Genomic DNA, 13,523 nt, shown 5'->3' on the forward strand with positions numbered 1-13,523 from the left:
AAGCGTTCAGAAGATCCGATTCCATATGCCGGAAAAGTCATGACTTTTGTAACTTTAGACAATATGGACAAATAATTAAGAATATTATATAAAAATTTGGCAATGTTTTCAATTATAAATGTCGCTTGTGCAAGAAAAAATACAGGATCTGTTTTCCGGCTGACGACAGTGCCCGGGGAAGGAGCACCGTGTACAGTCACCGGGTGACGCCATGTTCACAATTTTTTAATAGAAAATTTTTTGCTTTTTGATTACAGATATGTTACACTAATGTTTGTATGTGCATGACAGGGACAATTGTCCTTGCCCACAAAACGCGCTGCTTCGTCTGATCGGAACGTGACAGACGGGGAGCGGAAATCGGAAACAGCATGGAGAGAAACATATGAATGATGATAAAGATACGGTAAACTATATGGATTCAATCAATAAAGCGAGCAGAAAGCGGAGAAGAAAACCGTCTTTCTGGGAACACTACGGGATCCTGGTGATCGGCGCAGCAGTTCTTGTGGTGATCGCTCTGGCGGTATTGTTCGGAGGAAAGGCTGTGACTGCGGTCCGCTCAAAGATGGCGGCAGCACAGGCGGCTTCCGAATCGGCGGCGGAGAGCGAGAGTGCGGAGGAGTCTTCCCTTGCGGCGGAAGAGGAGAGCCGCGCTGAGATCGAATCAGAGTCTGAGGCGAGAGATGCGAAGATCCAGGAAGTGATCGATTCCTATTCAAATCTCGGGATCGCGAAGGTGACAGGATACCTGAATATCAGAAAAGACCCAGACGGAGCGGCGAATGTCGTCGGAACGCTCTCGGACGGAAGTGCCTGTGAGATTTTAGAGACTCTGGATGGCTGGGTAAAGATCAGCTCCGGGGAAGTTGAAGGATATGCAAGCTCCGAATACATCCTCACCGGGGATGAGGCGAAAGAGGCTGCGAAGGACCTCGTGAAAGAGCGCGCCTATATTACGGCGGATAACCTGAATATCCGTGAGACTCCGTCCACAGACGGACAGATCGTCGGAAAATGCCTGCAGGGAGAGCTTCACGAGATCGTCGGGGAAGAGAATGGCTGGTATAAGATCTCCGGCGGTTACATCTCTGCGGATTATGCGGAGAAACGCTTCTGTATGAATGAGGCGAACAAGCTGGATATGAAGGCGATGGTCTTAAATTTCTATGACCGTCCCGGTGTTTCCAATGTCTCAAACTATCTGAATATCCGTGCCGGTGCCGGGGAAAATGAGAAGATCATCGGAAAACTCCCGAGCTATGCCGGATGCGAGATCCTGGAGGATGCGAACGGCTGGTACAAGATCAGTTCGGGCGGGATCACCGGATATGTAAAGAGCGATTATATCCTCACCGGAGACGAGGCAAAGCAGGCGGCGATGAACCACGCGGAGTTAATGGCGATCGTCCATGCGGACCGACTGAATGCGAGAACGGAGCCGTCCACCGATGCGAAGATCTGGACCCAGATCTCTGAGAACGAGCGCTACCATGTCGCAGAACAGCTTGACGGCTGGGTAAAGATCGAATTTGATGAGAGCGGCGAGGGAGACGGAGATGATGAGATCTCGGCGGCCTATGTATCTTCCGAGTTCGTGGAGGTACGGTACGCCCTTTCCGAGGCGATCAAGTTCTCCCCGACGGAGGAGAGCGCGTCCTTAAGGAGCCGGATCGTAAACTACGCGATGAAATTCCTTGGAAATCCGTATGTATGGGGCGGAACGAGCCTCACAAAGGGAGCGGACTGCTCCGGATTTACAATGTCCGTCATGAAGAACTTCGGAATCTCCCTTCCGCATTATTCCGGATCCCAGGCAAAGAGCGGAAAACGGATCAAGTCGAGCGAGATGCGTCCGGGTGATCTGGTATTCTACGGAAACAGCCGTGGAAAGATCAATCATGTTGCAATGTATATCGGAAACGGGCAGGTCATCAATGCGGCGAGCCGCCGGAGCGGGATCAAGATCTCAACCTGGAATTACCGCACACCGATCTGTATCGTGGATGTGATCGGAAACCGTTCTTAAAATGGAGAATGACTCAAAACAGAATATGATTTCCTGAAATGGAATGGATAGGAAAACTCCTTTCTGTGCATACTGGGGATACCTGGTATGTCGGAAAGGAGTTTTTTGATATGAATGAAAAGGAACAGAAGGAGATAAAGGCGGAGGAGGAACGGATCCGGGAGAACGGTCAGGCGACGCTTGAGGAGAACGGAAAGCGGATCCATCTTTTGTCGATCATCGGGGAGATTGAGGGACATGAGAACCTGTCGGGAAGCACAAAGACGACGAAATATGAACATATCCTGCCGGAGCTCGCCAAGGTGGAGAGCGATGAGACGATTGGCGGTGTCCTGATCCTTGTCAACACGATCGGCGGAGATGTGAGCTGCGGACTGGCACTGGCGGAGATGATCGCCTCCTTAAGCAAGCCGACGGTGTCTCTTGTCATCGGGGACAGCCATTCGATCGGAGTTCCGCTTGCAGTGGCATCGGATTATTCTTTTATTGTGCCGACCGGAACGATGCTGGTGCATCCGGTGCGCATGAGCGGGATGGTGATCGGAACGGCACAGACGTATGAATATTTTGAGATGATCGAGGAGCGGATCATAAGTTTTGTGTCGGAGCACAGCCGGATCGACAGGGAAAGACTGAAAAAGCTCATGCACAATACAAAAATGCTGACAAAGGATCTCGGGACCGTACTTGTCGGAAAAGAGGCGGTGGAGTGCGGCCTTATCGACGGGGAAGGCGGGATCCGGGACGCGATCGGGAAATTAAACAGGATGATGGAAGAAAACGTTGTTTCCCACAGGTAGAAAATCCGGAACCGAAAATATGTTCGATTTGTGACTTCTTACGGTTGCATTTTGAAAATTTTTTTTGTATACTATACTTTGGGGTACTTGCCCTGTAAAATAAAAGGGGGAAAAGCACTTGGCTGGAACCAGGAAACAAAAAGAAACGACAAAACAATCACAGACGTCCGCGAGAACGAGATCATCATCAACAGCGAAGACAACAGGAAGATCCGCACAGGCGTCTAAAAATAAGACAGCAAAAAATCAGACAAGATCCACGGCAAAGAAGAGAGAGCCGGAACCGGAGTACGAGGAGGACACCGGATTTTTACAATCCGAAGCGGTGATCCTCGGAACATTCGCGGTATGTGTGCTGTTATTTTTAAGCAACTTCCATATCTGCGGATTTCTCGGGAATTTTTTCAGCCAGATCATGCTGGGTGTATTTGGCTGTATCGGCTATCTTGCACCGCTCCTGCTTTTCGCGGAGCTGTTATTTTACGCCTCAAATAAGGGAAATATCCGCGCGGTCTACAAGATGATCGCGGTGGAGGTCCTGCTGATCGTGCTCTGCGGACTTGCGCAGCTGATCTTTGGAGGCGGATACCAGGAAGGGCAGACGATCCTCGATATCTACCAGTCTGCCGGCGCGAGCGGACTCGGCGGCGGTGTGATCGGCGGCGTCCTCGTCATGATCCTTCACACAGCGGTCGGAACGATCGGAGCCTATGTGGTCCTCATCGTGTTCATGATCATCTCCCTGGTATGCATCACGGAGAGATCGTTCGTGTCCGCGGTGAAGAGCGGAAGCGGAAAAGCCTACCAGTACGCGAAGGAAGATTACAGCAGAAGAAAAGAGATCCATGAGGAGCGCCAGGCTGAAAAGCGCAGACTCCGGGAAGAACAGCGCGTCCAGGGTGTAAACCTTGCGGCGACGGATTTCTCGAAAAATCCGGATTTCGGCGGGATCGCCGGCGGATATATGGGAGTTGTGGATGCCGAGGCGGTTTCTGAGACGGACGTGACGGAGGAGAAACAAGCAGCCTCCGGTACATATCATGAGGAAAAACAGGGTCAAAGATCAGAGGCGAAGCAGATGCAGCCGGATCCGGCCGATATCTTCAAAGGAAAGATCACGATGGGCGGATGTCCTCTTGAGGAGGCGGATGTCTCCCGGGAAGAGAGAACGGCGGAAGAGACTGCAAAGAATACAGAACGAGTTCCGTTTGCGGAAGCTCCGGCATCGGCCGGAACCCGTGAGGACGAGGACGTGTTTATCCGTCATGGGGAGAATGCCTTTGATGATCCGGATCTTTTCCCGGATGAAAAGAAGAGGGAGACGGAAGCCTGGGAGAGAAAACCGAAGGTGTCTGTCTTATCCAACATTCCGGATATCCCTGTCGGGGAGTCTGGGGAGGACGGTGAGATCCTCGCCGCAATGAGAAGAGACGCAGAGAGGAAAGCAAAGATCTTCCGCTCAGAGACTCCGGAGCAGAATGAGAGCGCAGAGAACCGGGAACCTTCAGAGATGCCGGAGACGGTATCCGCAGAGGGCGGACAGAAAATAGAAGCGGAGACAGGAGCAAAGAGCGGGGAAATGACCGCTGCCGCTGCTGAAAGCGAACCTGTATCCGTATCTGAAACCGCGGAAACTCCGAAAACGTCCCGGATTTCAGAAGAAAAGTCCGTGATGGATCTGACAGATGATGAACTTCTCGATACGGAGCCGTATGTGGAAAATGACGATTACTGGATCCAGGCGGCTGCGGAGCCGGGAAGCCGCGCTTACAGAGCGGCCCATCCGGAGAGTGCGGAGCACGATGATCCTGTGATAGAGTTCCATGACGACAGCGAAACGGACGAATGGGCTGAGGAAACCAGTCCGTCAAAAGTACAGGAGATCCCGGAGCCCGGACCAGGACCGGCGGATCCGATCGTGGAACCGGCGCCGGCTGCATCCGGACAGTCAGACATGGAACAGCCGACGTACCAGGAAGATCGTTCACCGGACCGTCCGGCAGCCCGCGAATCTGCAGACGACAGGCGCAGGGTCGTGACCGCTTCCGGCAAGGTGATCGAAACGGACACAGAAGAGATCATAAAGAAAAAAGCGGAAGCGAGAAAGCGGGAAGCTGCCGAGAGAGAAGAGGCAGGAAACGAAGTCTTAAAGGAGATCAAACAGACGGAGGAAAAACCGAAGAAACCGTATGTGATCCCTCCGCTTGATCTCTTAAAGAAAGGTGTTCCTGTGACGGGACAGTCGGGGCAGGAATTTAAGGATACCGCGATCAAACTTCAGCAGACACTCCGGAACTTCGGCGTTGGGGTCACTGTGACGAATATCAGCTGCGGCCCGACGGTCACCCGGTATGAGCTTCACCCGGAACAGGGCGTGAAGGTGAGCAGGATCCTGTCTTTAGCGGACGATATCAAGCTGAATCTCGCGGCGGCGGATATCCGTATCGAGGCGCCGATCCCCGGAAAAGCGGCCGTCGGGATCGAGGTCCCGAACAAGGTCAACAGCATCGTATATCTGCGTGATCTTCTGGAAAGTCCGGAATTTAAAAACCATAAGTCAACGCTGGCGTTCGCCGTCGGAAAGGATATCGGCGGCCAGGTCATCGTTGCGGATCTCGCGAAGATGCCGCATCTTCTGATCGCAGGACAGACAGGTTCCGGTAAATCCGTGGGGATCAATACAATGATCATGAGCCTCATCTACCGGTCGTCACCGGATGACGTAAAACTCATCATGATCGACCCGAAGGTGGTGGAACTTTCTGTATATAACGGGATCCCGCATCTTCTGATCCCGGTCGTGACCGACCCGAAAAAGGCGGCCGGCGCGCTCAACTGGGCAGTTGCGGAGATGATGGACCGCTACAACAAATTTGCGGCCTCAAATGTCCGTGATCTGAAGGGATATAACGCGAAGGTTCAGACTCTGGCGGAGAGCGGGGATATCCCTGCTGATCAGATCCCGAAGAAACTGCCGCAGCTCGTCATCATTATCGATGAGCTGGCGGATCTTATGATGGTCGCTTCCAATGAGGTGGAGGACGCGATCTGCCGTCTGGCACAGCTCGCCCGCGCTGCGGGGATCCATCTTGTGATCGCGACCCAGCGTCCGTCCGTCAACGTCATCACAGGCGTGATCAAGGCGAACGTGCCGTCACGAATTGCCTTTTCTGTCGCATCCGGCGTGGATTCGAGAACGATCCTCGATATGAATGGCGCGGAGAAACTGTTAGGAAACGGCGATATGCTGTTTTACCCGTCCGGCTATCCGAAACCGCTCCGTGTTCAGGGCGCTTTCGTCTCGGACGGCGAGGTATCAAATGTAACCGAGTTCTTAAAAGAACAGAACACGGATGCAGGATATAACACGGAAATCGAAAAGAAACTGAGCCAGTCCTCCTTCGGAGGAGGAGCGGGCGGACAGAATGAACGGGACGCGCTCTTTACGGACGCGGGCAAGTTCATTATCGAAAAGGATAAAGCGTCGATCGGTATGCTGCAGAGAATGTTCAAGATCGGCTTTAACCGCGCTGCCCGGATCATGGATCAGCTTGCCGAGGCCGGTGTTGTAGGTGAGGAAGAAGGAACGAAGCCAAGGAAGATCTTAATGTCCATGGAAGAGTTCGAAGAATTCCTGGAAGCAGGATACTAGGAACTGCGGCAGCTGTGTGGATATCAGACGGCTGCCGGACGCGAACTGCGCAGATCTACTGAAAAGTTATGCTACTACAAAAGGAGGATACCGATTATGAAGACCGATATCGAGATTGCACAGGAGACAAAGATGCTCCCGATCACTACCGTTGCATCCCAGTATGGAATCACTGAGGATGACCTGGAACTTTATGGAAAGTACAAGGCAAAGATCTCCAATGAGCTCTGGCAGGAGATCAAAGACAGACCGGACGGAAAACTCGTTCTGGTGACAGCGATCAACCCGACTCCGGCAGGAGAGGGAAAGACGACCACTAGTATCGGACTTGCCCAGGCGATGGCAAAATGCGGAAAGAAAGCAATGCTTGCCCTCCGTGAACCGTCCCTCGGACCGTGCTTTGGGATCAAAGGCGGAGCTGCCGGCGGCGGATATGCCCAGGTTGTTCCGATGGAGGACTTAAACCTTCATTTTACCGGTGATTTCCATGCGATCACAACGGCAAACAACCTTCTGGCTGCTCTCCTGGACAACCACATCCAGCAGGGAAATGCACTTGGGATCGACCCGAGACAGATCCTCTGGAAGAGATGCCTGGATATGAATGACCGTGTGCTCAGAAACATCGTTGTCGGCCTCGGTGCAAAGGCGGACGGCTTTGTCCGTGAAGACCACTTTGTGATCACGGTTGCCTCCGAGATCATGGCGATCCTCTGTCTGGCGACGGATATGAAGGACTTAAAGGAACGTCTCGGAAAGATCATCGTAGCATATAATTTCGCGGGAGAACCGGTGACAGCGAAGGACCTCAACGCAGTCGGCTCCATGGCAGCGCTCTTAAAAGACGCTATCAAGCCGAATATGGTCCAGACCCTGGAGCACACAGGCGCCCTTGTACATGGCGGACCGTTCGCGAACATCGCCCACGGATGCAACAGCGTTATGGCAACAAGAACCGCATTAAAACTTGCTGACGTTGCGATCACGGAGGCAGGATTCGGCGCGGATCTCGGAGCTGAGAAGTTCTTCGATATCAAATGCCGCAAGGCCGGCATCCATCCGGACGCAGTCGTTCTCGTTGCGACCGTGCGCGCATTAAAGTATAATGGCGGTGTTCCGAAGGACCAGCTCTCCGAGGAGAACCTTGACGCGTTAAAGAAGGGAATCGTAAACCTGGAGAAACATATCGAGAATATCCAGAAATACCACGTTCCGGTCGTAGTTACCTTGAACTCCTTCCTCACAGACACCGAGGCGGAGTACGAGTTTATCCGGAATTTCTGCGAGGAGAGAGGATGTGAGTTCGCTCTGTCCGAAGTATGGGCAAAAGGCGGCGACGGCGGTATCGAGCTCGCAAAGAAGGTATTAAATACTCTGGAGACAAAGAAGAGCGATTTCGCTCCGTTATATCCGGATGAGATGGGAATCTCCGACAAAATCGAGACGATCGCGAAGGAGATCTACGGAGCCGGAAGCGTAAGCTATTCCCCGGCGGCGAAAAAGGCAATCGCAAAGATCACAGAGATGGGATTCGGCGATCTTCCGGTCTGCATGGCGAAGACCCAGTATTCCTTATCTGACGACCAGAAGAAGCTGGGACGTCCGGAGGGATTTGATCTGACTGTGCGCGACGTCTATGTGTGCGCGGGTGCCGGCTTTGTGGTTGCGCTCACAGGTGCGATCATGACAATGCCGGGACTTCCGAAAAAACCGGCGGCGGACAATATCGACGTGGATGAGAACGGAAAGATCACAGGACTGTTCTAAATTATAAAAGTGAAAGAAAACTTGCAGGCGGGCGCTTTTTGTTCCCGCCTGTGCGGGTTATGGGAAAGGATGACGACAGTGGTAATTGGAGATTGGTTAAAACGCATGAAATATGTTCTGGTTTCCGGCAGTCTGGATCAGAACGTGGATGAAGTGATCTATGATTCAAGAAAGGCGAGACCGGATTCTGTGTTCGTGTGCATTCAGGGCAGCACCAGGGATTCCCACGAGTTTATCCCGGATGTGTTAAAGGCGGGCTGCAAGGTCCTCGTGATAGAAAAAGAAGTGGAAGTCCCGGCAGATGTGACGGTGATCCAGGTAGAAAACGGAAGACTTGCACTGGCGGAACTCTCCGCGGCGAGATTCGGCTATCCGGCGGAGAAGCTGATCACGATCGGGATCACCGGGACAAAGGGAAAGACCACGACGAGCTACATGATCAAGGCGGTCCTGGAAGCCGCCGGAAAGAAGACCGGGCTTATCGGAACGAACGGAGCTGTCATCGGGGATGAGAAATTCCCGACCTCCAATACGACTCCGGAATCCTATGTGGTGCAGGAGTATTTCCACAAGATGGTGGAGGCCGGCTGCGAGTGCTGCGTGATGGAGGTTTCCTCCCAGGCACTGATGCTGCACAGAGTCGGCGGGATCATGTTTGATTACGGCCTGTTCACAAATATTTCCCCGGACCATATCGGGCCGAAGGAGCATAAGAGCTTCGAGGAATATCTTTTCTATAAATCAAGACTTCTGACTGTTTGCAAAACAGGTGTCGTGAACCGTCTGACCGACCACTATGAGGAGATCACCCGTGATGCATCCTGCAGACTGGTGACATACGCGCTGGGCGGGAATGCAGATTTTACAGGTGATGACATTCACTATGCGTCAGACCATGATTTCGTGGGGATCGAATTCTCCGTCCACGGACCGCTCAACGGCAGAGTCCGTGTGGGAATGCCGGGAAAATTCAATGCGGACAACGCTCTTGCGGCTCTCGCAGTGTGCTCTCTTGCGCTCTCCGGCGGAAGCGGAAACCTGGATGAAAAAACGCAGAAAGCAGTCCTTACTTCCCTTGAAAATGTCCGCGTGGACGGCCGCATGGAGATCGCCTATGTGTCAAAAACGTGCAGCGTGATCGTCGATTACGCGCACAATGCGGTCAGCATGGAAAGCCTGCTCTCGACACTCCGGGATTATCATCCGAAGCGTCTCGTCTGCGTCTTCGGCTGCGGCGGAAACCGTGCGAGGGACCGCAGATATTCCATGGGCGAGATCGGCGGAAAGATGGCGGATCTCTGCATCATCACAGCCGACAACCCGCGGTTTGAGAAGAATGAGGACATTATCAAAGATATCGAAGTTGGTCTTGCAAAGACGGACGGAAAGTATATCGTGATCCCGGACAGACGGGAAGCGATCTTTTACGCGATCCACAACGCTGAGGAAGGCGACATGATCGCGATCATCGGAAAAGGCCATGAAGACTACCAGGAGATCGAGGGAGTAAAGCACCATTTCCTTGACCGGGAAGTTGTGGAAGAGGCAGTAAAGGAGATTGGAAAGTAATGGAGAACGTAAGTGTTCAGGATATCGTTCGTGCCACCGGGGGCGTGCTGCTCTCCGGAAACAGCGATGCCCTGTTAAATAAGATCCGTCTGGATTCCAGACAGGTGGAGGCAGGAGACCTCTTTGTGCCGATCATCGGTGAGAAGGTCGATGCGCACCGTTTTTTACCGCAGGTGGCTGAAAACGGCGCCGGCGCTGTCCTCACAAGTGAGCAGAACGCGAAGACAGAGGAGATGGAAAAGACTTCCTGCGCATGGATCGCTGTGGATGACACGAAGAAAGCGCTCCAGGCAGTGGGACGTTATCTCAGAAAGCGCCTGACATTGCCGATTGTCGGCGTTACAGGAAGTGTCGGAAAGACTACAACGAGAGAGATGATCGCAGCGGCCCTCTCTGCCCGTTACCATGTATACAAGACTCCGGGAAACAGCAACAGCCAGGTCGGCGTCCCGATCACTGTGTCCGAGATCACAAAGGCGGATGAAGTCGGTGTCCTGGAGCTTGGAATGAGCGAGCCGGGCGAGCTCACCGTGATCGCGCAGATCGCAAAGCCGGATATCGCAGTGATCACAAATATCGGGATCACCCACATCGAGCAGCTTGGATCGCGCGAGAATATCTATAAAGAAAAGATGACGATCCAGGACGGACTTTCCGACGGCGGCGTTCTCGTCTTAAACGGCGATGACGATATGCTGCAGAAGACAAAAGGAAAGGACGGCGTGAAGACCGTCTACTACGGAACCGGTGAAAACTGTGATTACCGCGCGGTGGATCTCGTCCTCACGGACGGAAAAGCTGAATTTACGGCGCTCCACGGCGGAAAGACACAGAAGATCCGCCTGAATGTCATGGGCATGCACAATGTGATGAATGCCATGGCGGCCATCGCGGTCTGCTGTGAGCGCGGCATGACGATGGCGGAGGCAGCGGAGGGACTTTTAACGTTCCACGGCTTCAAACACCGCCAGCAGGTCTATGCGGACGGACGCTTCACGGTGATGGACGATTCCTATAATGCAAGCCCGGCATCCATGAAAGCGGCGCTCGATGTATTTAAGGGACTCACCGGAAAGCGCCACATCGCTGTCCTTGCGGATATGAAGGAGCTCGGAGAAAATTATCTGGCCTACCACAGGGAGGTCGGTGAATACGCGGCAAATTCCGGGGTGGATCTCGTTGTGACACTCGGAGAGGCGGGCAAATGTCTTGCGGAAGGCGTCCGTGCGGTGAAGGAGATCCCGGTCGTGGAGTTTTTAGACCGCGACGAGATGGTGAAGTATCTGGAGCAGGAAGTAAAAGACGGAGACTGCATCCTCTTTAAAGGATCCAACTCCATGGGACTTTCCGCTGTCGCGGACAAATTTGCGGAACTGGCAGAGAAGTAACAAAAAAACTGCTATAAAGCTTCTCAAAGAAAGGAGGGACCCGGATTGGAACAGTACGCGGACATTATCATTGATCTTTCTGTAAAAAATGTGGACCGGATCTTCCAGTACCGGATCCCGGCCCATCTGAGAGAAGCTGTAAAACCGGGGGTACAGGTAAATGTCCCGTTCGGAAAGGGTGACACGGTGCGGAAGGGCATCGTCGTCGGGCTCTCGACGGAGACGGACTACGACCCGGAAAAGATGAAAGAGATCATGTCGGTGGAGGAAGGTGCGGTCCCGATTCGTACCCAGATGATCTGTCTGGCGTTCTGGATGAAGGACCGCTATGCGACCACGATGAACCAGGCGTTAAAGACGGTCCTCCCCGTGAAGGTGAAAGTGACGCCCAGGGAGGAGCGGGTGATCGTCTCCTTAAAACCCCGGGAGGAGATCGAGACGCTGCTCATAGAAGCGGAAAAGAAGAAATTCCGGGCAAGAGTCCGGCTTTACCGGGCGCTCCTGGAAAACGATGAACTGCCGTTAAAGCTCACATCGGAGAAACTCGGCGTCACATCCGCTACATTAAAACCGCTGGTGGAAAAAGAGATCGTCGAATTAAAAGCGGCGCCGAAGGAACCGGGACACCTGGGAAGCTTTTCATCCGCGCGGAATATTTCCCTGAATGAGGAACAGAGACGGGCGGCAGAGACTGTGATCCGGGACTATGATTCCGGACTGAGAAATACCTATCTGCTCTACGGGATCACGGGAAGCGGAAAGACGGAAGTCTATATGGAACTCATCGATCATGTCCTGCGGGAGGGCAGACAGGCGATCGTTCTGATCCCGGAGATCTCCCTGACTTACCAGACCGTGATGCGCTTTTACCGGAGATTCGGAAACCGGGTCGGGATCATGAATTCCAGGCTTTCGGCCGGTGAGCGCTATGAACAGTCGGAACGGGCGGCAAACGGGGAGATCGACATCATGATCGGTCCTCGTTCCGCTCTTTTTACACCGTTCCCGGATCTCGGCCTCATCATCATCGATGAGGAACATGAAGGCGCATATAAGAGTGAGACGGCGCCGAGGTACGATGCGAGAGAGGTGGCGCGCGTCCGGGCAGATATGAGCGGGGCGGTCCTTGTTCTCGGATCTGCGACTCCGTCCGTGGAGAGCTACTACCGGGCGGAACGGGGGGAGTACCGGCTTCTGACACTCACAAAGAGAGCGAAGGAGAACAGCCGACTGGCGGGAGTCCACATCGTGGATCTCAGGGAAGAACTCGCAGAGGGAAACCGCTCGATCTTCAGCCGGAAGTTAAAGAAACTGATCGAAGACCGGCTGGAGAAAAAACAGCAGGTGATGCTGTTCATGAACCGGCGAGGATATGCGGGCTTTGTGTCCTGCCGTTCCTGCGGAAAAGCGATGAAATGTCCGCACTGTGACGTGAGTCTTACCTACCACAGAAATGGCCGGTTAAAGTGTCACTACTGCGGATTTGAGCGCCCGCTCCCGGATCGATGCCCGTCCTGCGGATCCCCGTTTATCGCGCCGTTCGGGACCGGGACTCAGAAGCTGGAAGAGTTCACAAAGCGGGAGTTCCCGACTGCCCGCGTGCTTCGGATGGACGCGGACACGACTGCAAAAAAAGGGGCTCATGAGGAGATCCTCGCCACCTTCGCGGAGGGGGGCGCGGACATCCTGATCGGGACCCAGATGATCGTAAAGGGACACGATTTCGAAAATGTGACGCTTGTGGGTGTCATGGCGGCGGACCTCTCCCTCTATGCGCCTGATTTTAAGAGCGCGGAGCGGACCTTTGAACTCCTGACCCAGGCGTCAGGCCGTGCGGGCCGCGGGGATCTTTCGGGGGATGTGGTGATCCAGACCTACGCGCCTGACCACTATGCGGTCTCCTCGGCAGCCGAACAGGATTATCTGCAGTTCTACCGGCAGGAACTTCTCTACCGGAAGATGATGGGATATCCGCCGCTCGTGGGACTCCTGACGATCGGTCTTTCTTCAAAGAGGGAGGCAGATGTTGTCCGGGCGTCGGAGGACTTAAAACGCGTTATCCTGCGGGAATACGCTCTGGACGGGCTGAAAGTCATCGGCCCTGTGGAGGATTCCCCGTATAAACTTAATGATAATTACAGAAAAATTTTATATATGAAACATGAAAGTTATGATATACTATTAAAAATCAGAAATTCTGCCCGGAAACGGGAGACCATCCCGGATCTCTTCCGGAATGTGTTTGTGCAGTACGATCTGACGTGACATCATGTTTCGGCAAAAACAATGCGGGAGCCTTTCTGGCCCCGGTATCATAA

7 protein-coding genes are annotated in these 13,523 nt (G+C 53.4%); all 7 read left to right on the top strand.

Going from position 1 to position 13,523, the window contains the following annotated elements:
• Positions 1 to 385 precede the first annotated feature (385 nt).
• The 7 genes from ACI3EW_RS07760 (at position 386) to priA (ending at position 13,470) form a co-directional block, all read left to right on the top strand.
• Complete coding sequence (locus ACI3EW_RS07760) at positions 386 to 2,029, top strand: C40 family peptidase (RefSeq protein WP_405581592.1); 1,644 nt, start codon at positions 386 to 388, stop codon at positions 2,027 to 2,029.
• 110 nt (positions 2,030 to 2,139) lie between these two features.
• The gene (locus tag ACI3EW_RS07765) at positions 2,140 to 2,829 is read left to right on the top strand and encodes a ClpP family protease (protein ID WP_118532117.1); all 690 of its coding nucleotides are present in this window, start codon (positions 2,140 to 2,142) and stop codon (positions 2,827 to 2,829) included.
• Positions 2,830 to 2,947: 118 nt separating this feature from the next.
• Positions 2,948 to 6,481 carry a DNA translocase FtsK gene (locus tag ACI3EW_RS07770; protein WP_485663350.1) on the top strand — a complete coding sequence of 1,178 codons (3,534 nt, stop codon included), beginning with the start codon at positions 2,948 to 2,950 and terminating at the stop codon, positions 6,479 to 6,481.
• 96 nt (positions 6,482 to 6,577) lie between these two features.
• Positions 6,578 to 8,248: a formate--tetrahydrofolate ligase gene (locus tag ACI3EW_RS07775; protein WP_118298094.1), complete on the top strand. Its 1,671-nt coding sequence runs from the start codon at positions 6,578 to 6,580 to the stop codon at positions 8,246 to 8,248.
• A gap of 69 nt (positions 8,249 to 8,317) precedes the next feature.
• On the top strand, positions 8,318 to 9,817 hold the full coding sequence (locus tag ACI3EW_RS07780; RefSeq protein WP_485663351.1) for a UDP-N-acetylmuramoyl-L-alanyl-D-glutamate--2,6-diaminopimelate ligase: 1,500 nt from the start codon (positions 8,318 to 8,320) through the stop codon (positions 9,815 to 9,817).
• A complete protein-coding gene (locus ACI3EW_RS07785; RefSeq protein ID WP_405581581.1) occupies positions 9,817 to 11,205 on the top strand; it encodes a UDP-N-acetylmuramoyl-tripeptide--D-alanyl-D-alanine ligase in 1,389 nt (462 codons plus the stop codon). Before ACI3EW_RS07780 ends, ACI3EW_RS07785 begins: the two co-directional genes overlap by 1 nt.
• Positions 11,206 to 11,250: 45 nt before the next feature.
• On the top strand, positions 11,251 to 13,470 hold the full coding sequence (priA, locus tag ACI3EW_RS07790) for a replication restart helicase PriA (protein WP_118532048.1): 2,220 nt from the start codon (positions 11,251 to 11,253) through the stop codon (positions 13,468 to 13,470).
• Positions 13,471 to 13,523: the final 53 nt, after the last annotated feature.

The organism is Pilosibacter rotomagensis (assembly GCF_045062245.2).
Lineage (GTDB): Bacteria > Bacillota > Clostridia > Lachnospirales > Lachnospiraceae > Pilosibacter.